Annotated in this window: 21 protein-coding genes; 11 read left to right on the top strand and 10 right to left on the bottom strand. The window is 71.1% G+C overall.

Annotated features, from left to right (window positions below; genetic code table 11):
• Positions 1-43: 43 nt before the first annotated feature.
• Positions 44-1060, bottom strand: coding sequence for a LacI family DNA-binding transcriptional regulator (locus QBE02_RS12545; protein ID WP_279366004.1), 1017 nt, complete (start codon positions 1058-1060; stop codon positions 44-46).
• A 140-nt stretch (positions 1061-1200) separates the two neighbouring features.
• On the opposite strand from QBE02_RS12545, the gene QBE02_RS12540 reads away from it, so the two are divergent.
• The 4 genes from QBE02_RS12540 (at position 1201) to QBE02_RS12525 (ending at position 6529) form a co-directional block, all read left to right on the top strand.
• On the top strand, positions 1201-3264 hold the full coding sequence (locus tag QBE02_RS12540) for a beta-galactosidase (RefSeq protein ID WP_279366003.1): 2064 nt from the start codon (positions 1201-1203) through the stop codon (positions 3262-3264).
• A complete protein-coding gene (locus QBE02_RS12535) occupies positions 3261-4202 on the top strand; it encodes a carbohydrate ABC transporter permease (RefSeq protein ID WP_279366002.1) in 942 nt (313 codons plus the stop codon). The genes QBE02_RS12540 and QBE02_RS12535 overlap by 4 nt, the downstream gene beginning before the upstream one ends.
• The gene (locus QBE02_RS12530; protein WP_279366000.1) at positions 4199-5116 is read left to right on the top strand and encodes a carbohydrate ABC transporter permease; all 918 of its coding nucleotides are present in this window, start codon (positions 4199-4201) and stop codon (positions 5114-5116) included. The genes QBE02_RS12535 and QBE02_RS12530 overlap by 4 nt, the downstream gene beginning before the upstream one ends.
• Before the next feature lie 72 nt (positions 5117-5188).
• Complete coding sequence (locus tag QBE02_RS12525) at positions 5189-6529, top strand: ABC transporter substrate-binding protein (protein ID WP_279365999.1); 1341 nt, start codon at positions 5189-5191, stop codon at positions 6527-6529.
• Between the two features lie 338 nt (positions 6530-6867).
• On the opposite strand, the gene QBE02_RS12520 is transcribed toward QBE02_RS12525, so the two are convergent.
• Complete coding sequence (locus QBE02_RS12520; protein ID WP_279365998.1) at positions 6868-7833, bottom strand: LacI family DNA-binding transcriptional regulator; 966 nt, start codon at positions 7831-7833, stop codon at positions 6868-6870.
• A gap of 134 nt (positions 7834-7967) precedes the next feature.
• Here QBE02_RS12520 and galT point away from each other — a divergent pair, with 134 nt between their 5' ends.
• From galT to QBE02_RS12505, 3 genes are all read left to right on the top strand, one after another.
• Complete coding sequence (gene galT / locus QBE02_RS12515; protein WP_279367888.1) at positions 7968-9059, top strand: galactose-1-phosphate uridylyltransferase; 1092 nt, start codon at positions 7968-7970, stop codon at positions 9057-9059.
• Positions 9056-10219: a galactokinase gene (gene galK / locus QBE02_RS12510; RefSeq protein WP_279365997.1), complete on the top strand. Its 1164-nt coding sequence runs from the start codon at positions 9056-9058 to the stop codon at positions 10217-10219. The genes galT and galK overlap by 4 nt, the downstream gene beginning before the upstream one ends.
• 136 nt (positions 10220-10355) lie before the next feature.
• A complete protein-coding gene (locus tag QBE02_RS12505; RefSeq protein WP_279365996.1) occupies positions 10356-11819 on the top strand; it encodes a carboxylesterase/lipase family protein in 1464 nt (487 codons plus the stop codon).
• Between the two features lie 117 nt (positions 11820-11936).
• Here the strand turns inward: QBE02_RS12505 and QBE02_RS12500 are convergent, their stop codons facing one another.
• The 5 genes from QBE02_RS12500 to QBE02_RS12480 all read right to left on the bottom strand — a co-directional run bounded on the left by QBE02_RS12500 (position 11937) and on the right by QBE02_RS12480 (position 20562).
• The gene (locus tag QBE02_RS12500) at positions 11937-12920 is read right to left on the bottom strand and encodes an LLM class F420-dependent oxidoreductase (RefSeq protein WP_056224383.1); all 984 of its coding nucleotides are present in this window, start codon (positions 12918-12920) and stop codon (positions 11937-11939) included.
• Positions 12921-13061: 141 nt separating this feature from the next.
• Positions 13062-14033: a DNA-methyltransferase gene (locus QBE02_RS12495; RefSeq protein ID WP_279365995.1), complete on the bottom strand. Its 972-nt coding sequence runs from the start codon at positions 14031-14033 to the stop codon at positions 13062-13064.
• Positions 14012-15061: a lipoate--protein ligase family protein gene (locus QBE02_RS12490; protein ID WP_279365994.1), complete on the bottom strand. Its 1050-nt coding sequence runs from the start codon at positions 15059-15061 to the stop codon at positions 14012-14014. The genes QBE02_RS12495 and QBE02_RS12490 overlap by 22 nt, the downstream gene beginning before the upstream one ends.
• 9 nt (positions 15062-15070) lie before the next feature.
• Positions 15071-17233 (bottom strand): MMPL family transporter, encoded by a 2163-nt coding sequence (locus QBE02_RS12485; RefSeq protein WP_279365992.1) that lies wholly within the window; start codon positions 17231-17233, stop codon positions 15071-15073.
• A gap of 71 nt (positions 17234-17304) precedes the next feature.
• The gene (locus tag QBE02_RS12480) at positions 17305-20562 is read right to left on the bottom strand and encodes a family 16 glycoside hydrolase (RefSeq protein WP_279365991.1); all 3258 of its coding nucleotides are present in this window, start codon (positions 20560-20562) and stop codon (positions 17305-17307) included.
• Between the two features lie 553 nt (positions 20563-21115).
• Between QBE02_RS12480 and QBE02_RS12475 the strand changes: the two genes are divergently transcribed.
• From QBE02_RS12475 to QBE02_RS12465, 3 genes are read left to right on the top strand one after another with little or no spacing between them, the layout of a single operon-like run.
• Entirely contained in the window at positions 21116-21736 is a 621-nt protein-coding gene (locus tag QBE02_RS12475; RefSeq protein WP_279365990.1) for a hypothetical protein, read from the top strand.
• A gap of 8 nt (positions 21737-21744) precedes the next feature.
• Positions 21745-22755: a WxL protein peptidoglycan domain-containing protein gene (locus QBE02_RS12470; RefSeq protein WP_279365989.1), complete on the top strand. Its 1011-nt coding sequence runs from the start codon at positions 21745-21747 to the stop codon at positions 22753-22755.
• The gene (locus QBE02_RS12465; protein ID WP_279365988.1) at positions 22752-23012 is read left to right on the top strand and encodes a hypothetical protein; all 261 of its coding nucleotides are present in this window, start codon (positions 22752-22754) and stop codon (positions 23010-23012) included. Before QBE02_RS12470 ends, QBE02_RS12465 begins: the two co-directional genes overlap by 4 nt.
• On the opposite strand, the gene QBE02_RS12460 is transcribed toward QBE02_RS12465, so the two are convergent.
• Positions 22960-23937, bottom strand: coding sequence for a DMT family transporter (locus QBE02_RS12460; protein ID WP_279365986.1), 978 nt, complete (start codon positions 23935-23937; stop codon positions 22960-22962). The genes QBE02_RS12465 and QBE02_RS12460 overlap by 53 nt on opposite strands.
• A gap of 72 nt (positions 23938-24009) precedes the next feature.
• On the opposite strand from QBE02_RS12460, the gene QBE02_RS12455 reads away from it, so the two are divergent.
• Positions 24010-24933 (top strand): LysR family transcriptional regulator, encoded by a 924-nt coding sequence (locus QBE02_RS12455; protein WP_279365984.1) that lies wholly within the window; start codon positions 24010-24012, stop codon positions 24931-24933.
• On the opposite strand, the gene QBE02_RS12450 is transcribed toward QBE02_RS12455, so the two are convergent.
• Positions 24846-25256 (bottom strand): twin-arginine translocase TatA/TatE family subunit, encoded by a 411-nt coding sequence (locus QBE02_RS12450; protein ID WP_279365983.1) that lies wholly within the window; start codon positions 25254-25256, stop codon positions 24846-24848. The two genes, QBE02_RS12455 and QBE02_RS12450, sit on opposite strands and share 88 nt — an antisense overlap.
• Before the next feature lie 53 nt (positions 25257-25309).
• Positions 25310-25549, bottom strand: coding sequence for a twin-arginine translocase TatA/TatE family subunit (gene tatA, locus QBE02_RS12445; RefSeq protein ID WP_279365982.1), 240 nt, complete (start codon positions 25547-25549; stop codon positions 25310-25312).
• Between the last annotated feature and the right edge of the window lie 297 nt (positions 25550-25846).

Genomic DNA, 25846 nt, shown 5'->3' with positions numbered 1-25846 from the left:
CCCCGAACCGGAGAACCGCGACCGACGGCGGCGGCGAGCGCCTCTAGACCGAGGCGCGCCAGACGATCGGGGCGTCGAGCAGGATGCCGCCGGCATCGGCCACCCCGCCCGAGAGCTGCAGCAGCACGGCCTCGGCGGCCGCGGCACCCAGTCCCTCTGCGGGCTGGTCGATCGTGGTGAGCGGCGGATCGGTGCGCACCGCCCACGCACTGTCGTCGAAGCCGACCACGCCGACGTCGTCGGGCACGCGGCGACCGGCCGCGCGAAGGGCCTGCACGGCGCCGGCGGCCAAGGCATCCGAAGCTCCGAACACCGCGTCGATGTCGGGAGCGCGCTCGAGCAGGCGTCGCATCCCCGCCTCGCCGTCGGCGAAGGCGTAGAGCGGCACCGGCTCGACCAGCGACTCGTCGAAGTCCTCGCCGAGCGCCTCACGGAAGCCCGCGAGCCGGTCGCTGCCGGAGTCGCGGTCGAGGGCCGCGGCGATCATGCCGATGCGACGGCGTCCCGATGCGCGCACGCGTTCGGTGATGGCCCGGGCGGCGCCGAGGTTGTCGATGCCGACCCAGGGGCGACGGATGCCGGGAGGGTGGCCCACGTAGGCGACAGGGAGCCCGAGTCGTTCGACGACGTCGGTGATCGGGTCGTGGTGTCTCGCCGAGACGATGACCGCCCCGTCGACGAAGCCACCACTGAGGTAGCGCGCGACCCTTTCGGTGTCGCGGTCCGTATCGACCACGACGCACACCATCTGGTAGTCGGCGTTCGACAGGGCGGTGTTGGCCCCGAGCATGATTCCACCGATGTTGGGGTCTTCGAGGAACAGCGAGTGCGGTTCGTGGACGATGAATCCGACCGCCTGCGTGCGCTGGCGCACGAGATTCCGGGCGGCGTTGTTGGGCACGTAGCCCACCTCGCGAATGGCCGCCTGGATGGCCTCGCGGGCGTGGTCCGAGACGTAGCCGCCGTTGAGAACGCGGCTCACGGTGCCCCGCGAGACCCCCGCGACCTTGGCGACGTCGTGCACGGTGCTGCGCCGGCGCCCGGGCGGAGGAGGCGTCATGCTCCTCACCCTATCGGGCCGCGGAAGTTGACGACCGCGCGACACCGTGTCAGTATGTGCACGTTCACACATTCTGTCGGGAAGAACCGGCGGGCAAATGTGTGCACGTTCACAGAACCCCGCAAAGGAGCGCCTCCCGGATGCTTGCCGTCGAACATCTGGCCCCGCTCGATCGCGAAAGCGATCGTTCGGCCGATCTGACCCGCACGGGCGACGCTCTGTCGGCCCTGACCCGCGAAGGTCTCGTCTTCGGCTGCGACTACAACCCCGAGCAGTGGGACCGCGCCGTCTGGGACGACGACATGCGGCTCATGGTCGAAGCGGGCGTCGGACTCGTCGCCGTCAACATCTTCGGGTGGTCGTGGATCAACCCCGCCCCCGGCGTCTGGACCTTCGACGAGCTCGACGAGGTCATGGACCTCGCCCACGCGCACGGCATCCGGGTCAACCTCGGAACCGCGACCGCCTCCCCCGCGCCCTGGGTGACCACGCGGCATCCCGAGATCCTTCCCGTGGCCGAGGACGGCACACGCCGCTTCCCGGGCGGTCGACAGGCCTACTGCCCCAGCTCCCCCGTCTTTCGCGGGTACGCCGCGGAGCTCAGCCGCCGCGTCGTCGAGCGCTACGCCGATCACCCCGCCCTGGCCATGTGGCACGTCTCGAACGAACTCGGATGCCACAACGCCCTCTGCTTCTGCGACGCCAGCGCCGTCGCGTTCCGCGAGTGGCTCGAGGCCCGCTACGGCACGGTGGCCGCCCTCAACACGGCCTGGGGCACCTCGTTCTGGAGCCAGCGCTACAGCGCGTGGGACCAGATCCTCCCGCCGATGGCCGCACTGTCGCTGCGCAACCCCGCACAGCTGCTCGACTTCCAGCGTTTCTCGTCCGACCAGCAGCTCGAGCTGTACCGCGCCGAGGCGCGCGTGATCCGCGAGCGCAGCACCGCCCCCGTCACCACCAACTTCATGGTGACGGCGCACATCCGCGCTCTCGACTACTTCTCGTGGGCCGGCGAGATGGACGTCATCGCCAACGACCACTACCTCGACCGGCGCCTCCCCGACCCGCTCGCCGAGCTGTCGTTCGCGGCCGACCTCACCCGCGGCCTGGCGAGCGGCACACCCTGGCTGCTCATGGAGACCTCGACGGGCGCGGTCAACTGGCAGCCGCACAACCTCGCCAAGGGCGAGGGCGAGCTGCTGCGCAACGTCGTCTCGCACGTGGCGCGCGGAGCCGACGGCATCTGCTTCTTCCAGTGGCGCGCGTCTGCACAGGGCGCCGAGAAGTTCCACTCGGCGCTGCTCCCCCACGCGGGCACCGACACCGCCCAGTGGCGGAGCGTGCTCGAGGTCGGCCGGACGCTGCGTTCGTTGCAGCCGATCGCCGGAACGCGCGTGGCGTCGGACGCCGCCGTCCTGTTCGACTGGGAGAGCTGGTGGTCGCTCGAGAACGAGGGGCGCCCCAGCGAAGACCTGCGCTATCTCGACCAGGTGCACGCCGCGCACGCCGCCCTGGTCACGGCCGGCATCTCCACCGACGTCGTCTCGGCCTCCGCCGACCTCTCGGACTACCGCCTCGTCATCGTGCCCGCGCTGCACCTCGTGCGCGACGCCGACGCCGCCGCGATCGCGCGCTTCGTCGAGGACGGCGGCACCGCCGTGATCACCTTCGCCAGCGGCATCGTCGACCAGGACGACCGCGTCCGTCTGGGCGGGTACCCCGGCGCGTTCCGCGACCTGCTCGGCATCGTGTCGGAGGAGTTCTCGCCCCTCGGCCCGGCGCAGTCGGTCACCCTCGACGACGGCTCGACCGGCACCGTGTGGTCGGAGCGCCTGCGCGCCGTCGACGCCGAGGTCGACGCCCGTTTCAGCGACGGCCCGGCCGCGGGACTCCCCGCCCGCACCCGCCGCGCGGTGGGCGACGGCCACGCCTGGTACCTCGCGACCCTCCCCGACCCGTCGGCCTACCGCGCACTGCTCTCCCGCGCGGCCGAGGCCGCCGGCATCCGCACCGTCGACACCCGCCCCGGGGTCGAGGTGGTCCGCCGCGCCGACGCCGAGCGCGCGTTCCTGTTCGTCATCAACCACACCACCGACACCGTCGAGATCGCAGCGCACGGCCGCGACGCGATCAGCGGCGAAGCCATCGACGGCTCGGTCGCCGTCGCCGGCGGTGCCGTCCGCATCATCGAGGAGGCCTCGTGACCACCACCGCCCCCGCCCCGACGGGCACGAAGCGCGCGAGCGCGACCGGGGCCCCGCGCCCCCGCCGCCGCCCGCGCGTGCTGCACAAGGGCTCCATCGCGATCCTGCTCGCCCCCTTCGGCATCCTGTTCGCGCTCTTCTACGTGCTGCCGATCATCTTCGCCATCGGGCAGTCGCTGCTCGTGGTGCGGCGCGAAGGCACGTTCGGCAAAGCCGAGCTCGTCTTCGGCGGGCTCTCGCAGTACGCGCTCGTGTTCCAGAACGAGGCGTTCTGGACCTCGATGCTGCGCATGCTCGCCTTCGGCGTCGTGCAGGTGCCGATCATGCTCGGACTCGCTCTGCTGTTCGCCCTGCTGCTGGACTCGCCGCTGCTGAAGGGCAAGCGCTTCTTCCGGCTCGCCTTCTTCGTTCCGTACGCCGTTCCGGGTGTCATCGCCGCGATCATGTGGGGCTCGCTGTTCTCGCCCAACCTGTCGCCCTTCACCGCCCTCACCGAGAAGGTCGACTTCCTCGGCGCCGACCTCGTGCTGTGGTCGATCGCGAACGTCGTGACGTGGGTCTACGTCGGCTACAACATGCTGATCATCTACTCGTCGCTGCTGTCGATCCCCAGCGAGATCTACGAGGCGGCCCGCCTCGACGGCGCCGGGCAGTTCCGCATCGCGTGGTCCATCAAGATCCCCCTCGTGCGGCCCGCGATCGTGATGACCGCGATCTTCTCGATCATCGGCACCCTGCAGCTGCTCGCCGAGCCCCAGGTGTTCCGCTCGTTCAGCTCGGCCGTCACCAGCACCTTCACCCCGAACATGACCGTCTACGCCACGGCATCCATCCCCAACTCCAACCTCGCCGCGGCCTTCTCCGTGGTGCTCGCCGTCACCACCTTCGTGCTGTCGTTCGGGTTCATGAAGTGGATGCAGAAGAAGGGCAACGCATGAGCGCCGTCACCACCTCCCGCCCCCGCGTCGGCCGTTCCGGCGCTCCGCGCTCGGACTCCCCGCGCTCGCGCGCCATCCGCGAGCCGCTGGTCTCGCGCACCTCGGCGATGCTCATCATGGCCGTGTTCACGGTCTACTTCCTGCTGCCGCTGTGGTGGCTGCTGGTCGCCTCGAGCAAGAGCACCGGCGACATCCTCACCACGAACCCGCTGTGGTTCGCCGACATGCGGCTGTTCTCGAACATCGGCGACCTGTTCGCCTACCGTGACGGGATCTTCCTGCGCTGGCTGGGCAACTCGCTGCTCTACGCCGGTCTCGGCGGCGCGGTCGCGACGCTGCTGGCGGCGATGGCCGGATACGCGCTGGCGAAGTACCGCTTCCCGGGCCGCGAGGTCATCTTCGACGTCGTCCTCGGCGGCGTGCTCGTCCCCGCGACCGCCCTGGCCCTGCCGCTGTTCCTCATCTTCAGCCAGGTGCAGCTCACGAACACCTTCTGGGCCGTGTTCCTGCCGTCGTTGGTCAGCCCGTTCGGGGTGTACCTGGCGCGCATCTTCGCCGCCTCGTCGGTGCCCGACGAGTTGCTGGAGGCCAGTCGTCTCGACGGCGCGGGCGAGATCCGGACCTTCTTCACCGTGAGCCTGCGCCTCATGAGCCCCGCCCTGGTGACGATGTTCCTCTTCCAGTTCGTCGCGATCTGGAACAACTTCTTCCTGCCGCTGATCATGCTGCGCAGCGAAGAGCTCTTCCCGGTGGTGTTCGGTCTCTACGGCTGGAACAACCAGCTGAACCAGATCCCGGAGCTCCGCGGTCTCGTGCTGATCGGCGCCCTGCTGTCGGTCATCCCCCTCATCGTCATCTTCCTGCTCCTCCAGCGCTTCTGGCGCAACGGTCTCGGGACCGGCGCCCTGAAGTAAACCCTCGGCGGCTCAGGCCGCCCCTCACCCCGGGCGGAATGGCCCACCCGGGCACCCAGAGAAAGGCATTCCATGAAGAACAGAATCCTCACGGCGACCGCGGGCGTCGCCCTGTCGGCTCTCCTGCTGGCCGGTTGCGCCGGCGGCGGAAGCGGCGACAGCGCCGGCTCGGGCGCCGCGGCCGCGGCCGACTGCGCCCCCTCGGACGGACCCGTCACGCTCGAGTTCACCTCGTGGATCCCGGGCATCGAGAAGGTCGTCGACATGTGGAACTCGGCGAACCCCGACATCCAGGTGAAGGTGCAGACCGGCCCCAACGGCAACAACGGCACCTACCAGAACTTCTTCAACCAGATCGCGGCCGGCAACGCGCCCGACCTCGGCCAGATCGAGTACGACGCCCTCCCCAACTTCCTCGTGCAGGACGGCGTCGAGAACATCGCGGGCTGCGCCGACGTGATGGCCGCGAAAAACCAGTTCGTCGGGTGGGCGTGGAACCAGGCCACTCTCGGCCAGGACAACGCCGTCTACGGCATCCCGCAGGACATCGGCCCGATGGCGCTGTTCTACCGCAAGGACCTGTTCGCGGCGAACGGGATCGCGATCCCCACCACGTGGGACGAGTACACCGAGGCGGCCAAGAAGGTCCGCGCACTCGGCGGGTACATCACGAACTTCTCGCAGTCCGACATCAACCAGTTCGCCGGCTTCGTCTGGCAGGCCGGTGGACAGTGGTTCGGCAACGACTCCGACGGCTGGACGGTCTCGCTGACCGACCCCGCTTCGAAGAAGGTCGCCGACTACTGGCAGTCGCTCATCGACCAGGACCTCGTCTCGACGTACCCGGCGTGGACCGACGAGTGGAACAACGCCTACAACTCCAGCAAGGTGTGGACGTGGAACTCCGCCGTGTGGGGTGCCAACTCGATCTCGAGCGGCGCTCCCGACACCGCCGGCGGCTGGGCCGTCGCCGACCTCCCGCAGTGGAAGGCCGGGGACGCGGTCTCGGGCAACTGGGGCGGCTCGTCGATCGCCGTCCTCAAGGGCAGCACGCACGCCTACGAGGCCACGAAGTTCGCGCTGTGGCTGAACACGTCGCAGGAGGCGCTCACCGCCCTGAACGAAGAGGCCAACATCTACCCGGCCACGACCGAGGGTCTCAAGCTCCCCTCGCTCGCGAAGGGCGTCGACTTCTACGGCGGCCAGAAGATCTACGACGTCTTCGCGAAGGCGGCCACCGAGGTCACCCCTGACTTCACCTGGGGTCCGACCATGACCAAGACCTACGCCGACGTCTCGGACGGCTTCAAGGCCGCGGTCAGCGGGAGCGGCACCCTCGCCGACGCCCTCCAGAAGGGTCAGGACGCCACGATCGGCGCACTCGAGTCGCAGTCGATCCCCGTGAAGAAGTAGAAGGCTCTCCCCACGAGAGGCGCCCGCGGATGCTTCGGCATCCGCGGGCGTTCTTCGTTTCCGGATGCCGCCGGGCTCGGGTGGTTCGGAGGCGGGGTGAGGGCGCGGTTTGGGGCGCACTATGTCGTTCGGGGCGTGTATTTTCCGCCCCGAATGCCGGAATTCGCCCCAAACCACGTGGTGTCGACGCCAGGCGCGACGGCGCGAGGACCTCATGGACGGTGCGCCGAACCGCGCCGGAGCCGCGGGCAGCGGGGGCGGAGGAGGCCGACGGAGTGTCAGTCGACGGCGGGCACGGCGAGCCCGAGCGAGGACTTCGGTGTACCACCGCTGCCGGATCAGCGCGCGGCGCTGCTCGCGCGCACCACGAGCGCCGCGGGGACCGACTCGACGATCGGCTCCCCACCCTTGATCGCCGCGACGAGGGCGGCCACGGCGCGACGACCGAGCGCGTCGAAGTCCTGGCGCACGGTGGTCAACGGCGGGCGGAACTCCGCGGCATCCACGATGTCGTCGAAGCCGACGACGGCGACGTCTTCGGGCACCCGCCGACCCGCGTCGGCGAGGGCGCGCAGGGCGCCGAGCGCCATCTGGTCGTTCGCCACGAAGATCGCGCGGGCGCCGCCGAGACCGCTGACGGCCGAGTGACCGGATGCCGAGGTCCAATCCCCCCGGGCCGGCTCGGGCACCACGGCTCCGGCGTGGGCGAGGGCCTCGCGCCAGCCGCGCTCGCGCTCGGTCGCCGCGAAGGAGCGCGCGGGCCCGGCGATGTGATGCACCGTCGAGTGCCCGAGGGAGAGGAGATACTCCGTCGCGGCGCGCGCTCCCCCGGCATGGTCGGACTGCACGATCGAGAAGCGCTCGTCCGGCGGAGAGTCCACCACGACGAGGTGCAGATCGGCGGGAGGCGCCGCGTCGCGCGCGAGCTCGGTCGCCTCGTTCAGCACGACGGCGCCGTCGACGCCCTGCGAGCGGAGCCGGGCGAAGGCGTCGCGGATGCCGCGTTCCCCGACGGTCACCACGGCGAGCGCGTAGTCGCGGGCGGCGGCGGCCTCGGAGATCGCTTGCAGCATGCGGGAGTTGCCGACCGAGGCGAGGGTCGACACGACCAGGCCGATCGTGGATGTCTGCCCCGTGCGCAGGGCCCGAGCGGCCCGGTGCATGCGGTACCCGAGGTCGGCCATGGCCTTCTCGACGCGCGCCCGGGTGGCGGGGTCGACGCGGGGGCTTCCGTTGGCGACGCGCGACACCGTCTGCGTCGAAACGCCGGCCTTCTCGGCCACATCGGCCATGGATACGCGCATCACGCCCCCTCCGTGTTGACGATATCACGCCCCAGATGTAGCGTGTTATCGTGAACACGGACAGCTCCTCCGTCGTGCCCCTTGGCGCCGGCGTCGTCAAGCGGACGACGCACCTGGCCGACGGCCGCGAACTGATGTACTTCGACGATCCCGGCACCACGCTCGGCGCCGAGCGCGCGATCGACGCCCGCAGGCTCGACCCGCGTCCCGCCACCGCCACCATGCGTCAGGACGTGCTGACCGGCGACTGGATCACCGTGGCATCCAATCGTCAGAACCGCGCGTTCCTGCCGCCGGCGCACCTCGACCCGCTCTCGCCGCAGACGCCGACGAACCCGTCCGAGATCCCCTCGCTCTACGACGTGGCGGTCTTCGAGAACAAGTCACCCTCGTTCGGACCCGCCCTCGACGCGGCGATCGGCGACGCCCCGGCCGCCGTCGACCCACCCCGCAGCGACGACGACCTCGAGCATCTCGGCCTCGGCCGCACCCGCACCTCGGTGGGCCGCTGCGAGGTCGTGTGCTTCAGCCCCCAGCACGAGGGGTCGTTCGGCTCGCTCTCGCGCACGCGCGCCCGCACCGTCATCGAAGCCTGGGCCGATCGCACCGCGGCACTGTCGGCTCTTCCCGGCATCCGCCAGGTGTTCCCCTTCGAGAACCGGGGGCAGGAGATCGGTGTCACCCTCCCCCACCCGCACGGGCAGATCTACGCCTACCCGTACGTGACCCCGCGCACGCACCGCCTGCTCGACACGATCGCGCGCAGCTCGAACGACCTGTTCCAGCGCATCCTCGGGTTCGAACAGGCCGGCGAGCGCGTCGTCCTGCGGGGCGAGCACTGGACGGCGTTCGTCCCGTTCGCTGCCCGCTGGCCCGTCGAGGTGCACGTGCTGCCGCACCGTCACGTCGCCGACCTCGCCGAGACGACCGCCGCCGAGCGCGACGAGCTCGCTCCGTTCTACCTGCGCCTGCTGCGGGGGATCGACGCCCTGTACGACACCCCCACGCCCTACATCGCCGCCTGGCACCAGGCGCCGGTCGGGCGAGGCCGCGATGCCGTGCGCCTCAACCTGCAGATCACCTCTCCGCGTCGCGCCGCCGACAAGCTGAAATACCTCGCCGGATCCGAGGCCGCCATGGGCGCCTGGATCGGCGACGTGACCCCCGAGTCGCAGGCCGAACGCCTGCGCGCCGCCCTCGACACCGTTCCGGAGGTGACGGCATGACCGCCGTCGACGACGCCCGCGCCCTTCTCGCCACCCTCACCGACACCCCCGAGGTCGGAGTCTGGTCGGCCCCTGGCCGCGCCAACCTCATCGGCGAGCACACCGACTACAACGAGGGCTTCGTCTTCCCCTTCGCGATCGCCCAGCGCACCGCGGCCGCCGTGGCCGTCCGCTCCGACGACGTGATCCGCGTGCGCTCGACGTTCGCCGACGCCGCGGTCGAGGTCCCGCTCTCGGAGCTCGACGCGCGGATCGCCGCCGGCGGCCTCGACTGGGCGGGCTATCCCCTGGGTGTGGCGTGGGCACTGCGTCGGGCGGCTCCGGATGCCGTGACCCGCGGCGTCGACATCGCCCTGGCCTCCGACGTGCCGGTGGGTGCCGGCCTGTCGTCGTCCGCCGCGATCGAGGGGGCCGTGGCCTCCGCCTTGAACGACGTGTGGGCCGCCGGCCTCGACAAGGTCGCTCTCGCGCGGGTCGGCCGCGTCGCCGAGAACGACGCCGTGGGCGCTCCCACCGGGATCATGGACCAGATGGCGTCGATGCTGGGTGTGGCGGATGCCGCGACCTTCCTCGACTGCCGCACCCTCGAGACGCGCGCCGTCGCCCTCGGCTTCGCCGACGCGGGGCTCTCGATCCTCGTGACCGACACCCTCGTCGAGCACACCCACTCGACCGGTGGCTATCGCGAGCGTCGCGAGGCCTGCGAGCGGGGAGCGGCGGCGTTCGGCGTCGGATCGCTGCGCGATCTCACGGTCGACGACCTGCCGCGCGCCGAGGAGATCCTCGACGACGTGACCTTCCGCCGCGTCCGCCACGTCATCACCGAGAACCAGCGCGTGCTCGACACCGTGGCCGCCCTCGACGCCGACGGCCCCTCCGCGATCGGCGACCTGCTGGTCGCCTCGCACGCGTCGATGCGCGACGACTTCGAGATCTCGGTGCCCGAGCTCGATCTCGCCGTCGAGACGACGCTCGCGAACGGCGCCCTCGGTGCTCGCATGACGGGCGGCGGTTTCGGCGGAGCGGCCATCGCACTGGTCCCCACCGGACTCGTCCCGGCGGCGACGGCGGCCGTGCGCGCCGCGTTCGCGGCATCCGATTTCCGCGCCCCGAACATCTTCACGGTGACCCCCTCGGAGGGCGCGCGCCGCGACGCGTGACCCACCCTCCGCTGCCCGTGCTGCGCCGTGAGGACGGAGCACGCGTGCGCGTGTGAGGGTCGAGATCTGTCGCTTCCGGGCACGCCGAGGCGACACTTTTCGACCCCTCGTGCGGGTGGCGCGGCAGGATGAGGGGATGGATGCCACTCCCCTCGCCGTGACCTCGAAGGGGGCCGTCCGCGGATTCCGGCGGGGTGCCGCCGCCGTGTTCCTCGGCATCCCGTTCGCTCAGGCTCCGGTCGGGGCACTGCGCTTCGCCGCTCCCGTGCCGGTGGAGGCGTGGGAGGGCGAGCGCGATGCCACCGCGTACGGCGCCACGGCGCAGCGGGGCGACGCGGGGATCACCCTCATCCCCGAGCCGAGCGTGCCGGGAGACGCCACGCTGAACGTCAACGTGTTCGCCACGGTGGACATCGGTCCGGATGCCGCTCTGCCGGTGCTCGTGTGGATCCACGGGGGTGGTTTCACCTCGGGCTCGCCCGCGAGCCGCTGGTACGACGGCGATGCGTTCGCGCGGGACGGGGTGATCACCGTGGTGATCTCGTACCGGATCGGCTTCGACGGCTTCGGTCTCATCGACGGCACTCCCGCCAACCGGGGTCTGCGCGACCAGATCGCGGCGCTGGAGTGGGTGCGCGACGAGATCCGCGCGTTCGGCGGCGACCCGACCCGAGTGACGGTGGCCGGGCAGTCGGCGGGCGGAGGGTCGGTGCTCGCGCTGTTGTCGAGCCCCGCGGCCTCCGGCCTCTTCCACGCCGCGATGGCGATCTCGCCCGCGATCGGCGCGGTCCCGCTCGAGGCGGCCAGGCGTTTCGCCGACCGGGTCGCCGCCCGCATCGGGATCCACGCCGACCGCGACGGCTTCGCGTCGGTGCCCGAGGAGCGGATTCTCGCGGCGCAGAAGAGCGCCCTCACGCCGCACCTGGTCCGGGCGCTGTCGTCGCTCGCGACGCTGCTCGACGACGGCTTGCCGCTGGGGCCGGTGATCGACACGGACGTGCTGCCCCGGCATCCGCTCGAGGCTCTCGCCGACGGTGTCGGGGCCGGCATCCCCCTCGTCATCGGGTCGACGGACGACGAGTTCACGGGCCTGACCGGCCGGTTCGCGGGCGCCCTCCGAGTGGTGCCGGTCCCTCTCGCCCTGGCCGTGCTCGGTCTGCGGCGATCGCGGCGACGCGCGTATCTCGAGCGCACCCGACGGCGCGGGGCCGCGGCCCTGCTCGGCGGATACGTCACCGATCGGGTCATCCGCGCGACGGTGCACAGGACCGCCCGGGCGCGCGGCGACGCCGCGACCTGGCTCTACCGTTTCGCGTGGGCATCGCCCGTGCCTTCGATCGGCGTCGCCTGCCACTGCCTCGACGTGCCGTTCTGGTTCGACCACCTCGACGCCGAGGGCGTCGACCGCATCGCGGGCGAGACTCCCCCACCCGCTCTGGCCGCCGAGATGCACGCCGCGGCGGTCGCGTTCGCGCGCGACGGTGATCCGGGGTGGCCGACGTGGGATGCCACGACCCGGCGTGCGCGGGTGTTCGGCACCGCGGCATCCGCCCCCGCCGTCGAGACCGACGCGTACGCCGACGTCGCGCCTCTGGTCTGAACCTGGCGCCCGCCCGCGCACGCGCGCGAGTCGCCAAGAATTGTCGCTTCACGGGCGGGAGAAGCGACACATTCTGGCGACTCACGCGCGAGGCGCGCGGGGCCGCCGCGCCGCCGATCAGAGGTGCGGGATGACCTCGCGCTCGAAGAGGGAGATTCCCGAGGTGTCGTAGGCGGCCTCGGGGAAGTAGTGGATCGCGTAGCCGAGGCCGTGGTCGGCGCGCTCTCGCAGGCGCTCGACGATCTGCTCGGGGGTGCCGAAGGCGTCGGACGAGCGGTAGTCGGCCTCGATGGCATCCGCCCGCTCATCTCCGACGTGCGGACGCAGGCGCGCGACCACCGCGGCCAAGCGGTCGGAGGCCTCGGCCTCGGTCTCGGCGACGATCGTGTTGAAGTTCGTCGAGCGGGTGATCTCGGACGCGTCGCGGCCGAGGGACTCGCAGTGCCCGCGCAGCACCTCGGACTTGTGGTCGAACTCCTCGAGCGAGCCGCCGAAGTTCGTGTACGAGGCGTACTTCGCCGCGATCTTGAGCGTGACCTTCTCGCCGCCGCCGGCGATCCAGAGCGGGATGCCGCCCGGCTGCAGGGGCTTCGGCTGCACGATCGCGCCATCGACCTCGTAGTACTTCCCCGACAGGGTCGCCTCGCCCGTGGTCCAGGCCTGGTGCATGATCTCGACGCCCTCGCGCAGGCGCCCGAGGCGCTCGGCGATGGGCGGGAAGCCGTAGCCGTAGGCCTTCCACTCGTGCTCGTACCAGCCGCCGCCGATGCCCATCTCGGCGCGACCGCCCGAGATCGCGTCGACCGTGGCCGCGACCTTCGCGAGGTAGGCGGGGTTGCGGTAGCCCATGCACGTGCACATCTGGCCGAGGCGCACGCGGTCGGTCGCGGCGGCGAAGGCGGCCATGAGCGTCCACGCCTCGTGCGTGGCCTCGGTGCTCGGGACGGGGGTGGTGTGGAAGTGGTCGTACACCCACAGCGACGTCCACGGGCCGTCGTCGGCGCTCTGGGCGAGGGAGTTCATCACCCGCCAGTGCTCCGCGGGGTCGATCCCCACGAGGTCGAAGCGCCAGCCCTGCGGAACGAAGATGCCGAAGTCCATGGCTTCACCCTAGGTGCGACCGCCGACATCTGGGCGGGCTTCTCACGGAGCCGGATGCGGGCCGGGGGTTCGGGGCGGGATTTTGCGCTCGGGGCGGGAGAACACCGCCCCACACCCCCGATCGCGCCAGCCGCGTCGCGCTCAGTCCGCGTACGGCTCGAGGCGCTTGTGCATCACGGCCACCGCGTCGGCGTTGTCGTCGATGAGCACCGAGTTCCGTCCCAGAGGGGCGGCGACGGCGCCGAGCGTGCCACTGCCGGCGAACATGTCGAGAACCCGATCGCCGGGGCGCGAAGACGCCTGCACCATGCGACGCAGCACCCCCTCGGGCTTCTGCGTCGGATAACCGGTCTTCTCGCGGCCCGTGGTCGGCACGATCGTGTGCCACCAGACGTCGGTGGGCATCTTGCCGCGCGCGGCCTTCTCGGCCGTGACGAGCCCCGGGGCCATGTAGGGCTCGCGGTCCACGGCATCGGAGTCGAAGAAGTACGCCGACGGGTTCTTGACGTACACGAGGATCGTCTCGTGCTTGGTGGGCCAGCGGCGCTTGGTCTTGGCGCCGTAGTCGTAGGCCCAGATCAGCTCGTTCAAGAAGTGGTCGCGACCGAAGAGCGCGTCGCACATGACCTTGGCGTAGTGCACCTCGCGGTAGTCGAGGTGCAGATAGAGCGTGCCGTCGTCGGCGAGCAGGCGCCAGGCCTCGACGAGCCGCGGCTCGAGGAAGCCCCAGTAGTCGTCGAACCGGTCGTCGTAGGTGCGCAGGTCGCCGCGCAGGCGCGCGTACTCCCGGCCGTGGAAGCCGCGCTGCACCACGGGAGGCGGGGGCGGCTCCTCTTCGGGGAAGTCGAGCATGTTCGGATCGTCGACGGATGCCACGGCATCGGGCGCGGCGGCATCCGGAGTCTCGTCCACCGGCGCCTTGCGCGTCGCGGACTCCACGGCCTTCGAGCGGGTGCGCCCCGTGTTGAAGGGCGGGTCGAGGTAGACGAGAGCGAAGGAGCCGTCGGGGTAGCGCGGCGTGACGGTGAGATTGTCGGCGTGGTGGATCTCGACGCCACCCGGTGCGGGAGCGTCGGCGAGGTTCTCGGCGCTCACGGGACGCGCTGCAGCCACGCGTCGGTGGCGAACTTCGAGTCGACCAGAGCCTGGGCCTCGGCGTACTCCTCGTCGCTGATGTGCCCGGGCGTCGCCCCGTAGAGCGTGGTGAAGGTCTGGATGAACCGTTCGATGACCTCGGCGCGAGGCAGACCGGTCTGGCTACGCAGGGGGTCGACGCGCTTGGCGGCCGACACGGTCCCCTTGTCGCTGAGCTTCTCGCGGCCGATGCGGAGCACCTCGGTGAGCACCTGACCGTCCATGTCGTAGCTGAGGGTGGCGTGGTGCAGCACGCCGCCGTTGGCGAGGCGCTTCTGGGCGGCCCCGCCGATCTTGCCGTGGGGACCCGCGATGTCGTTGAGCGGCTGGTACACCGCGTCGATGCCGAGCGAGCGCAGCGCCTGCAGCACCCAGTCGTCGAGGAACGCGTACGAGTCGGCGAACGTCATACCGGCGACGAGGGATGCCGGCACGTACAGCGAGTACGTGACGATCGAGTTCGCTGCCATCATCATGGCGCCCCCGCCCGAGATGCGGCGCACGACGTCGAATCCGTGCTTCGCCGCCCCCGCGGGGTCGACCTCGTTGCGCAGCGACTGGAACGAGCCGATGACGACGGCACTCTCGTCCCACTCCCACAGGCGCAGGGTGGGTGTGCGCAGCCCCGCGCCCACGCGCGTGGTGAGAACCTCGTCGAGCGCGAGGTTCATGCGCGGCGAGACGGGGCCGTCGTGGACGACCTCCCACTCGAAGTCGGCCCATCCCGGCGCGGTGACCAGGGCGCGGCGGATCGCGGTCGCCACCGATTCGGGCGTGAAGCCGAGCAGCTGGGCCCCCTCGGGGAGGGCCGCGCGGATGGCCGCGGCGATCGTGGGGACGTCGGACTCCACCGCGAGGCCGTTGACGGCCGCGTCGATGTCGTCGAGGGCGTCGTCGGGCTCGAGGAAGAAGTCGCCCGCGAGGTGGAAGCCGTGGATACGGCCCTCGCGCTCTTCGAGGTCGACGACGACCAGCTTCCCGCCGGGGACCTTGTACTCGCCGTGCATCTCTCCAGCCTACGACCGCACGGGCACGCGGCGATCGACGGTGGGCGTCGACGCGGCGGGCACCGGGATCGGGCGACGCGCGTTCGGCCACCAGTTCGCGCGACCGAGGAGCGTCATGAGCGCGGGGAGGAGGAGCCCGCGGACGACGGTGACATCGAGGACCACCGCGATCACCATGCCCACCCCGATCTCTTTCATCGCGACCAGCTCGCCGAACGCGAAGCCGACGAAGACGACGCAGATCGCCGCCGCGGCCAGCGTCACGACGGGGCCGGTGCGGGTGATGCCGTGGCGCACGGCCTCGGCGTTCGCCGTACGCGGGTCGGCGGAGCGCCCTCGCGCGCGCCAGCCCTCGGTGATGCGCGACAACAGGAACACCTCGTAGTCCATCGTGAGCCCGAAGGCGAGGAGCCCGATCAGCAAGGGAGTGGTCACATCGAGCGTGCCGCGGGGCTCGAACCCGAGCAGAGGGGCGCCCCAGCCCCACCCGAAGACGGCGGTGAGCACGCCCAGGGTCGAGGCCACCGTGAGGCCGGCGAGCAGGATCGCCTTCAGGGGGACCACGAGCGAGCGGGTGAGCGCGAAGAGCAGGGCGAAGCTCGCCGCGGCGACGATCACCAGGGCCCACGGCAGGCGCGCGGCCAGGTGATCGCGCGTGTCGATGAGCGAGGCGGCGGGCCCCGTGACCTCGAGGGGGACCGGCGTCGCGAGACCGCGCACCGCGGTCACGAGTCGCCGCGCCGCGTCTCCCGTGGCGCTGTCGCCGACGGGGGTGAAGGCGACCGCGGTGATCTCGGGCGGCAGCCCCTGCACCACGTCGGCGTCGGCGACGTCGGGCAGGGCCGCGATCCCGTCGAGGACCCCGGTGACGGCGGCATCCTGGATCGATCCGTCGAGCACGACCGTGACGGGCTCGATCCCGATCCCGGTGAAGCCGGTCGTCGTCGCCTCGTACGCGCGTCGTTCTTCGGCCGCGGCGGGAAGGGAGCGGATGTCGGAGTCGTCGAGCGCGAGGGATGCCACGGGAGCGGCGAGCAGCAGCATCACCGCCGCGGTCGAGACGGCGACGATCCCCGGTCGGCGCTGGGCCAGACGGGTCGAGCGGGCCAGCAGTCCCTCGCGCGACGCCCGGCCCGCCCAGGGGCGCGCCCACGTGCGCGCCCCGGCGGACGGGAGCGCGCGATGCAGGAGCGACAGCGCGGCCGGCACGAGCGTCAGGCCCGCGAGGGTGGCGACCGCGACGACGACCGCACCGCCGAGCGCCATCCCCGAGAGCAGGGGGTCGCCGAGGATCAGGATGCCGAGCAGGGCCACGGCCACGGCGAGACCCGACACGAGGACCGCGCGGCCGGCCCCCGAGACGGCACGGGCGACGAGCTCGTCGAGGGGCGCGGTGGGATCGGCGGTGCGTTCCTCGCGGAGGCGCAGCACCACGAGAAGGCTGTAGTCGACGGCGAGGCCGAGGCCCAGGATCGTGACGACGTTCACCGCGAACTCGTTGACGTCGACGACGCGGGCGAGCAGACCCAGGATCGCGAGCGTCGGGGCGATCGCGGCGAGAGCGGCGACGACGGGGACGAGGGCGATGCGCAGCGAGCCGAGCGCGAGGGTGAGCAGCACGACGAGGACGAGGATCGCGACGCCCTCGCCGATCGCCGCGTCGGTGGTCGCCCGATCGACGAAGGCCTCTTCGGCCAGGAGGGGTCCGCCGACGAGGACCTCGGGCGCGTCGATCCCGTGGAGAAGGTCGGAGACGACGGATGCCGTGGCGACGGCCTCGTCGCCGGTGAGACCGAGCGCGAGTTCGACGACGACCAGAGACGAGCGGCCGTCGTCACCGATGGCTCCACCCGCGGTGTAGGCGTCGGTCACCTCGGCGACCCCGGGGACGGCGCGGACCGAGGCCATGACGGCGGTCGCGCTGTCGCGCAGCGTCGGGGAGAAGAAGTCCTCGCCGCGGACGACGGCGGTGATGATCTCCCCCTCGGGGTCGAGGGCGTCGAGGCGTTCGGTGGCGCGTAAGGACTCACTGCCGGCCGGGGCGTCGGCGACCGAGACGGTGCGGTCGAAGGCGTCACCGGCGAGGGCCCCGCCGACGACGACGAGCACGGACCAGGCGAGGAGGACGAGAAGGCGGTGCCGGCTCATGCGGCGGCCGAGGGAGGAGAGCATGGGGACCTCTGGGACATGAGGGAGCGCCTCCGGCGACGGACGCGAGTCCGCCGCCGGAGGCGCTGGGGGGATCAGCCGCAGCTCTTGGCTGCGTACGAGGCCGTGGCCCCGCCGGTGCGACCGTCGCCGGTCGCGGTCACCGTCGCCTCGCCCGCGGGGACGGACGCGGCGCGGGTGGTGAAGGTGTGGAACACCGTCGCCCCGGGCTGGACGGCGGGGATGACCCGCTCGCCCCACGCCGTCGTGAGCGTCACGTCGACCGGTACCGTGTCGGTGTTGGTCGCGCGGGCCGTCACCGACGCCTTCTTGGCCAGGCACTTGACCTCGGCCGAGGCGGTCACCGCGAGGGGGGCCGGCTCGTCGATGTCCTTGACGCGGACATTGCGGTACGACACCGCCTCCCCACCACCGTGGTTCTGCAGGCCGATGAAGCCCTGCGAGAGGTCGCGAGCGGGATCGGTGCTGGTGAAGTCGTTCACCAGCGTGCCGTTGAGGAAGATCTTGATGGTCTGCCCCTTCACGACGATCTCGTACGCGTTCCACTGGCCGACGGGCTTGAGCGAGGCCTTCACCGCGTCGGCATCCGCACCCTGGAAGGTGTAGATCGCACCGGTGGTGCGATCGGCGGCGTCGGACGCGTCGATCTGGATCTCGTAGCCCTGGTTGACCGCGATCCACGGGTCGTTCTTCGGGTCGGGGAACCCGACGAAGACGCCGCCGTTGTGATCGGCGATGAGCTTCCAGTCCAGCTTGAGGCTGTACTCGTTCAGCTCCTGCGCCTTGTGCCAGAGCAGGCCCATGCCGCCTTCGCCGCGGATGCTGCAGTCGTTCTGTCGACCGAAGCCGCCGGGGCCGGCCATGCGCCACCCGGCGTTCAGGCTCTCGAGCGTGCCGTCGAAGAGCGGGCGGTAGCCGTCCTCGACCTGCGCGGGAGCACAGATGTCGGCCGCACCGAGCGAGAGGACGTCAACGTTGATGTTGCCCTTGTTACCCGACTCGTACTTCAGGGCGATCGTGTTCGCCCCGGCCACCAGCGGCATGTCCCGCGTCATCGTCGCCCAGGTCTTCCAGTCCCCCGTCGAGGGGAAATCCCACTTCCCGAGGTTCTGACCGTTGACGTAGAGGTTCACGTCCTTGGTGCCGGGGGCCGGATTGGGGCCGTTGGAGTAGCGCACGTTGACCGGGACGGTGCCCGCGGTCTCGGCGTTCACCGTGAACTCGAACGCCGACCCCGCCTGCCACATGCCACCGGCGAAGCCGGCTCCGGAGTAACCGCTGTGCTCGGCGTCGAACTTGGCGCCACCGATCAGGCGGGCCTCCTCGGCCTCGTACCAGCCCTGATCGGCCGGCGAGACGTAGCCCGGCAGCGAGTTGAGCGTGTACCAGGCCTCGGTGCTCCACAGCGTGTCGCCGCTGGCGGCGGCGAACGGCTGCGGCGAGCGCAGGTGCACGACGCGACCCTGCTTCAGACCGTCGAACGACACCGTGACCGTCTTGCGGTCGGCGGATGCCGTCGCGCCGGTGAGCGAGAGGATCTCCTCGTCGACCTTGGGTCCGCCGTAGGTGGAGGTGGGCAGGTAGCGCCACTGCTCGGCCCGGTACGCCGAGGCGAGGTTCGCCAGCGTCTCGTCGGAGAGGGGCTCGGTGTACTCGATCTCGAATCCGCCCTCGACGACCTTCATGGATTTCATGTCGAAGGCGTTCTGCGTGGTGTTCGGGACGAGCTTCTGCAGGCCGTAGGTGAGCTTGCCCGCCTCGCCCCAGTTGCCGCCTTCGCCGGTGCCGCCGATGTACAGCGACGTGTCGGGGCCCTCGATGACGCGGTTGACGCCGACCTCGAAGCCCGCGGAGTGGCGGAAGACCGCGCCCTGGAACTCGCCGTCCACCTTCTCGAGGAAGGCGCGCTGCAGGCCGCCGTAGGTGACGTCGCCGAAGATCATCTGTCCCGCGAAGGGACCGTCCTTCAGCATGATGGGCGTGCTCGGGGAGTTGCCGATCTCGTTCTGCGGGATCCACACGACGGGAGGCGTGACGGGATTCTGATCGAACGGGCCCGCAGGGTTCGTGTAGTGGTTGAAGAAGCGATCCTGCTTGACGTTGACGAGCTTGTTCGCGGGCAGCCAGGCACCCTGGTTATCCATCGCGAAGAGTTCGTTCTCGGGACCGAAGGCCACGCCGTTGGGGGTCCGCAGACCGCCGGCGACGTAGCTGATCGCCCCGGTGGCGCGGTCGATCTTGACCGAGGTGCCGCGGTTCTTCGCCGGCTGCGGGTTGGTGGTCGCCCCGCCGTTGTCGATCGCGACCGAGAGGTTGACGTAGAAGTTCTTCTCGTCGTGGATCAGGCCGAAGGCGAACTCGTGGAAGTTGTTGCCCGAGGGGTACTCGGCGACCTTGCGCTTCGTCTCGTACGAGCCGTCGCCGTTCGTGTCGCTGAGCTCGGTGAGCTGGTAGCGCTCCGAGACGTAGATCTTGTCGTCGATGACGTCGATGCCCATCGGGTTCAGCAGACCGCCGGCCGCCTCGACGACGGTGACGTCCTCGGGTCCGTCGGCCGCCTGGGCGCCCTTCAGCACGAAGACCTTGCCGGGGGTCGAGGTGTCCCATCCCCCGGAGTTGACCGAGCCGGTGGTCAGCACCGCGAGATCGCCGTTGCCGAGGAAGGCCAGGCCCGACACCTTGGGGTTGAAGCCCTCGGGGCGCAGGTTCACGAGCGTGTAGTTGGGGTTCACGGCATCCAGGCGCAGACCGTCGCCGGCGGAGTCGGTGCTGCCCTCGCAGTACTTCGTCCCGGGGGCGGTGACGCGCACGACACCCGCCTCGGTGCTGAGCACGCTGTTGGGGATGACGGTGAAGCTCGAGGAGCCCGGGACCTTCCATTCGACGGTGAGCTGCTGGCCGTTGGTGGCCTCGAACATCTCGACGAACAGGTCGTGGACTCCCACGTCGAGCGTGACGGTGCCCTCGACGGATTCCGCTCCGTGCAGTCCGTCGTTGTCGATCAGCTGCGTGCCGTCGAGGGTGAGGCGCGAGCCGTCGTCGCTCGTCAGGCGGAAGGCGTACTGACCGGGCGTGCTGACGGTGAGGTTGGCCAGGGCGTGCGTGATGAAGTTGTCGCCCGCGCCGAACTGCTCGTCGGTGCGCCAGTCGATCGTCGACATGAGCTTGTCGACGTTCGGGGTCTGGCCCGACTTCAGCGTGCAGAGCTCGGTGAGGGGCGGGGTGGAGTAGGTGCGAAGCGTCACACCCGGTTCTTGCTTGGGCAGGTCCGCCGGGGTGTTGACGGCGGGGGCGACGGCGGCACCGGCGGGCAGGATCGCTCCTGTGGCCACGAGTGCTCCGCCCAGGAGACCGGCCGCGAGGGTCCTCGCGACACGGGTGCTGCGCCGGCGGGGGCCGGACAAGACAGCGGGTACGGGCATCATTGCTCCTTCGGATCAGCGGCGGGGGCGGCGTCGACCGCTCGGATCGCACAGGTCGCCCTCGACCGTGGTCACTGTAGGAGTCTTTTGTCGATACGTCTACAAAACTTGACTAATTTGCGTTAATAACTGCTCGCAGGAACGAGTCAGAGACGCCTTCGAGAACCTTTGCCTGGGCCACTGCGGCCGAATATCCCGGTAAAGCGCGGAAAATTCGCCGACTCTCGCCATTCCGACGATCAGTCATCTTTTGCTTGACGACTCACCGAAGCCGCACTACTGTCGCAACGAACCCGCAGAACCGACCCGTGACAGCGCCGCCACGAGGCTCCCCCGAGTCCGCCGCGCCCGCCCGAAACGACGGCATCCCTCGTTCGCCGATCGGCGCCTCGCCGCTCGTCCCGACCACCCGCCGGCGCCCGCCGACGACTCCACCGACCCCCGGTGGAAGAACGGAGCACTCATGTCCTTCACCTCCCGTCGCGGCCTCTCGGCCCGCATCGGAGTCGCCGCCCTCGGGGTCGGCATCCTCGCCGCCGCGGGCGGTGGCAGCGCCTTCGCCGCCGACGAGGACAGCATCGACGTGCAGGTCGAGATCGCCCCCGCGGCGGAGCCCGGCGTCCTCGCCCTCACCGTCGCGGACGATGCGACCACGCTGACCGAAGGCGAGGCGTCCGGCACCGACCGCACCTTCGCGGGCACCCTGCCCACGGTCACCGTCACCGACACCCGTCTCGCCGAGAACATCGACCCGGAATCGTTCTGGTACGTCATGGGAGCGATCAGCGACTTCACCGGCAGCGCCGGCCAGCCCGCGATCTCGTCGGCGGACAGCTTCGGCTGGTACCCCGACATCGTCTCGGGCAACCCCGCGGGCGGGTCGCAGGTGGTCGCCCCCGGAGACGCCGTCGACCCCGGCACGGGTGGCTTCGTCGACGCCGAGCTCCTCGCCAACGTCGACAGCGCAGTGGATGCCGCGGGCGGATCGTACTCCGCCACCGCCGGCCTGCTGCTGAAGACGCCGGCCACCGTGGCACCCGGGGCGTACTCGGCCACCATCACCCTGACCCTGCTCGAGGGGTGAGCCCCGAGATGAGGGTGGCGCTCGCGCGCGGAGCATCCGCCGGCATGGCGGGTGTCTTCGTGGCCGCGATCGCCCTCGCGGCGGCCCCGCCCGCCCTGGCCGACGACGCCGCCGACTCCGCGGTCACCTGGTCGGTCACCCCGGCCTCGGCCGCGGGGCCGGACGGCCGCCGCGTGATGCAGGTCGAACTCGACCCGGGTCAACGCGTCACCGAGCACCTCGCCGTGAAGAACTTCAGCGAGCGAGAGGCGACCTTCGCCCTGAGCGCCGCGGACGGCTACTACACCGAGACGGGGCGCTTCACGATGCTCCCCGCCGACCGCACCTCGACCGACGCCGGCACGTGGATCACGGTCGAACCGACGGTCACGCTCGCGCCCAACGAGACGCGGGTCGTGTCGTTCGAGATCGCCGTGCCGCAGAACGTCACCCCCGGAGACCACGCGGCCGGGGTCTCGGCATCCGTCCGATCCACCTCCGCGGGAGCAGACGGGACGAGGGTCGGTGTCGACAGTCGCGTCGGCTTCCGCGTGTCGACCCGCGTGACCGGGCAGCTGGCCCCGTCGGTGGGCGTCGGCGAGGTCCGCGCGGAATACACCCCGTCGTGGAACCTCTTCGCACCGGGGTCGATCACCTACGCCTACACGGCGGAGAACACCGGGAACACCGCCCTCGCCGTGAGCGACGCGGCCGAGGCGACGACGACGGAGCGCGGAGTGCTGCTGCCCGGCGAGTCTCGGGACGTGCGCTCCGATCCCCAGCCCGCGTGGCCGCTGTTCGTGCTGACGAAGGACGTGACGGTGGATGCCGCGGTGCCCGACTCGACGCTCGCCGCAGCTCCCGTGACGCGCAGCGTGACGGTGTGGGCGGTTCCGTGGGTGCACCTCGCCGCCGCGGTCGGCGTCGCCCTCATCGTCGCGGCCGTCGCGTCGGGTCGTCGTCGATCCCGCCAGCGCCTCGACGATCTCGTGGCCCGCGCTCGCGAAGAGGGTCGGCGCGAGGCGGTGGAGGTCTCATGAGCGAGCTGCTCTTCGTCCCCATGGCCGTCGCCGACGACGGCGTGGGCGTCACCGTCGAGATCACTCCCCTCCCGACCGCCACCTGCACCGTCGACTGCTCGCCGCCGCCCGGCACCGGCCCCGGATCCCCCGGGGGAGGGCTGCCGGTCACCGGAGGCGAGATCGCCTCGGTCCTCCTCGCCGTCGCGTTGGTGGCGGCGGGGCTCACGGCGACGGTCTGGGGTCGGTGGCGGCGACCGACCGCGGACCGGAGCTGACCGCTTCGCCGTCGGCGCCGCCGCTCGCCTCCGCGCGCGAGCGGCGGTGCCGACGCTCGATCGCCTGTCCCGCGTACGACGCGGCGATGATGAGCGCGGCGCCGGCGAGTCCGGGAAGACCGACGACTTCACCCCCGATCGCCACGCCCACGGCGAGGGCCCAGACCGGCTCCGTGCCCATCAGGATGCTCGCGCGGGTCGCCGAGGTGCGCCGCACCGCCCATAGCTGAACCACGAAGGCGAACACCGAGCACAGCAGGCCGAGGAAGATCACGTCGACCCAGCCGGCCGCCGAGAGCCCCGCCATCGCGGGCGCAAGATCGGCGCCGGCCACGGCCGTCGAGGCGAGAGCGCACACGACGAGCTGCACGAACACGACTGTGAGGGTGCTGTCCTCTCGCCCGCGGGTGAGGTGCCCGCTCGCGGTGACGTGCACGGCGCGGACGACCGCCGCCGCGATGACGAGCGCATCCCCCGGGTTGGGGGCCCGCAGGCCCCCTCCCGAGACGAGCAGGGCGACCCCGGCGACCGCGGCCCCGGCCGCGACGAAGTACGACCGCGGGAGCCACGAGCGCGCCGCGATGCTCTCCAGCACCGGGGTGAAGACGAGGGCCAGACTGATGAGCAGGCCCGCGTTGGTCGCCGAGGTCAGGTGCACACCCGCGGTCTCGAGCCCGATCACCGCCGCCTGCGAGCAGCCGAGGAGCGCGGCGATCACGAGACCGCGACCGCGCGGCATCCGCTCCCGACGAAGAAGACACAGGATGCCGAGAGCACTCGCCGCGACGACGAAGCGCAGGGCGATGCCCGAGGCGACCCCCGTCTCGGCGACCAGTTCTTTCGCGGCGAGGAAGCTCGCCCCCCATATCGCGGCGACGGCGATGAGGAGGACGTCGACGAGGATCTCGGGAGCGCGGCGGGTCACTCCCTCACGATCCCTCGCGATCACGCGGAAGAACAAGCGGCATGTTCTTCACGGTGGCGTAAGTTCTGACTTATGGATGTGGCTCACCTGCGCGTGTTGCGCGAACTCCGTGACCGGGGGAGCGTCGCCGCCGTCGCGGCGGCGCAGCACGTGTCGGCCTCCGCGGTCTCGCAGCAGCTGGCCGCCCTGCAGGCCCACGTTCCCGTTCCCCTCACGCGGCGCCTCGGGCGGGCCCTCGCCCTCACACCGGCCGGCGAAGCCCTCGCCGCGGCGGGAACGCGGGTCGACGAGGCCCTCGTGGGCGCGCGAGAGGCCGTCGGCGCCTTTCTCGACGCGAGCGATCGCCCGGTGCGCGTCTCGGCCTTCCACAGCGCCGCCCTCACGCTCTTCGGGCCCCTCCTGCGCGAACTCGACGGCTCTCCGCCCCTGCACTTCGCCGACGCCGACGTCGCGCACCGCGACTTTCCCGGGCTGACCGCCGACCACGACCTCGTCATCGCCCACCGCCTCGCCCACGACGAGCCGTGGCCCGCGGACCGCGTGGTGACGGTGCCGCTGCTCGAGGAGCCCCTCGACATCGCGCTCGCCGCGGACCACCCGCTCGCTCGACGCTCCGAGCTGCGTGCGTCCGACCTCGTCGACGAGAGATGGGTTTCGGTGCACGCCGGCTTCCCCCTCGCCGGGGTCCTCGATCACCTGTCGGCGCACGTCGGACGCCCTCTCGAGGTCGCCCACCGCATCAACGAGTTCTCGGTGACGGCCGAGATCGTCCGCGCGGGCGCGGCGGTGGCCGTCCTGCCCCGGACCACGACGACCCCGCTCGCTGTCGACGGACTCGTGCTGCGCCCCCTCGCCGATCTCACCCTCGTGCGTCACGTGGACGCCCTGGCCCGCCCCGACGCTCTCGCCTACGCGGCTGTGCGGCGCGTGCTGTCGGTGTTGCGGTCGGTGTCGGCGCGGGCGGCGGGCGCGTCCCCGGGTCCCGACTCCGCCTGACGAGCGGCGGCGGGGGTCGGGCCGTCGGCGTCCGTCGAAGCGGCGCGCGGCGCGACGGTCGGCTCCGGATCGGCGAGCAGAGCCTCCCGGATGATGCGGCGCGGGTCGTACTGGCGGGGGTCGAGTCGTTGCCAGTCGACGTCGGCCCCCTCGGAGCCGAGCTCGTCACGCACCCGCTCCTGGGCGGTCTTCGCGAAGCCGCGCGCACGGATGAGGGCGCGCCGCAGAGACTCCGCCGCGGCGGGAAGCCGCTCGGGACCGATGATGAGCGCCGCGATGACGCCGATGAGGATCATCTTCTCGATGGTGAGGCCGAAGAACACGGGCTACTCCCCCGCTCGGGGGCGGCGGGGGCCGACCATCGGAACGCGGGGGGTCAGCGGGTCGGGGGCGGGTCGGCGACGACCGCCGAGGCACGGGCTTCGGGAGCCGCGGGCGTGGCCGATTCGGCGAGGGGCGTCGCGTCGTCGTCCTTCATCGCTTTCAGCTCGCCCTTGAACAGGCGGGCCGATTTACCCACGCTCTGAGCCAGAGCCGGCAGCTTCGCGGCCCCGAAGAGGAGGACGATCACCGCCAGGACGATCAGCAGGTGCCATCCGGTCAGTCCATGGAGCATGAGGCCTCCTCGGCCGTGTCGGCGCCTTCACCGACGGGTGGGGGATCGGCGCGAGACGCACCGTGCGGCGATGCTAGCCCGCGACGAATGGAAACCACAAGGCTCGCGTCGAGCGCACTTTTGTTGTGTGAGCATTACGCAACTTTTGATTGACCTATGGAAAAACATCCGTCAGGATGACGACGAGCGACGTCCCCCACAATCGGACACCTCATCCCCCCGAGGCTCGCCCCACGAACCGCCCTGAGAGGCGGTGATCGGCGACCCCTCCCACTCGACGAAGAGTAAGGAGCAGAC

The sequence above is a fragment of the Microbacterium testaceum genome, from assembly GCF_029761935.1.
Taxonomy (GTDB): domain Bacteria; phylum Actinomycetota; class Actinomycetes; order Actinomycetales; family Microbacteriaceae; genus Microbacterium; species Microbacterium testaceum_A.
This window is presented reverse-complemented; position numbering and strand designations above follow the sequence as displayed.

What these genes read in the sequence shown, in the direction of transcription:
- QBE02_RS12545 (WP_279366004.1), bottom strand. Translation starts at nt 1,060, where the DNA reads ATGACGCCTCCTCCGCCCGGGCGCCGGCGCAGCACCGTGCACGACGTC.
- QBE02_RS12540 (WP_279366003.1), top strand. Translation starts at nt 1,201, where the DNA reads ATGCTTGCCGTCGAACATCTGGCCCCGCTCGATCGCGAAAGCGATCGT.
- QBE02_RS12530 (WP_279366000.1), top strand. Translation starts at nt 4,199, where the DNA reads ATGAGCGCCGTCACCACCTCCCGCCCCCGCGTCGGCCGTTCCGGCGCT.
- QBE02_RS12525 (WP_279365999.1), top strand. Translation starts at nt 5,189, where the DNA reads ATGAAGAACAGAATCCTCACGGCGACCGCGGGCGTCGCCCTGTCGGCT.
- QBE02_RS12520 (WP_279365998.1), bottom strand. Translation starts at nt 7,833, where the DNA reads ATGCGCGTATCCATGGCCGATGTGGCCGAGAAGGCCGGCGTTTCGACG.
- galT (WP_279367888.1), top strand. Translation starts at nt 7,968, where the DNA reads ATGTACTTCGACGATCCCGGCACCACGCTCGGCGCCGAGCGCGCGATC.
- galK (WP_279365997.1), top strand. Translation starts at nt 9,056, where the DNA reads ATGACCGCCGTCGACGACGCCCGCGCCCTTCTCGCCACCCTCACCGAC.
- QBE02_RS12505 (WP_279365996.1), top strand. Translation starts at nt 10,356, where the DNA reads ATGGATGCCACTCCCCTCGCCGTGACCTCGAAGGGGGCCGTCCGCGGA.
- QBE02_RS12500 (WP_056224383.1), bottom strand. Translation starts at nt 12,920, where the DNA reads ATGGACTTCGGCATCTTCGTTCCGCAGGGCTGGCGCTTCGACCTCGTG.
- QBE02_RS12490 (WP_279365994.1), bottom strand. Translation starts at nt 15,061, where the DNA reads ATGCACGGCGAGTACAAGGTCCCCGGCGGGAAGCTGGTCGTCGTCGAC.
- QBE02_RS12485 (WP_279365992.1), bottom strand. Translation starts at nt 17,233, where the DNA reads ATGCTCTCCTCCCTCGGCCGCCGCATGAGCCGGCACCGCCTTCTCGTC.
- QBE02_RS12475 (WP_279365990.1), top strand. Translation starts at nt 21,116, where the DNA reads ATGTCCTTCACCTCCCGTCGCGGCCTCTCGGCCCGCATCGGAGTCGCC.
- QBE02_RS12470 (WP_279365989.1), top strand. Translation starts at nt 21,745, where the DNA reads ATGAGGGTGGCGCTCGCGCGCGGAGCATCCGCCGGCATGGCGGGTGTC.
- QBE02_RS12465 (WP_279365988.1), top strand. Translation starts at nt 22,752, where the DNA reads ATGAGCGAGCTGCTCTTCGTCCCCATGGCCGTCGCCGACGACGGCGTG.
- QBE02_RS12455 (WP_279365984.1), top strand. Translation starts at nt 24,010, where the DNA reads ATGGATGTGGCTCACCTGCGCGTGTTGCGCGAACTCCGTGACCGGGGG.
- tatA (WP_279365982.1), bottom strand. Translation starts at nt 25,549, where the DNA reads ATGCTCCATGGACTGACCGGATGGCACCTGCTGATCGTCCTGGCGGTG.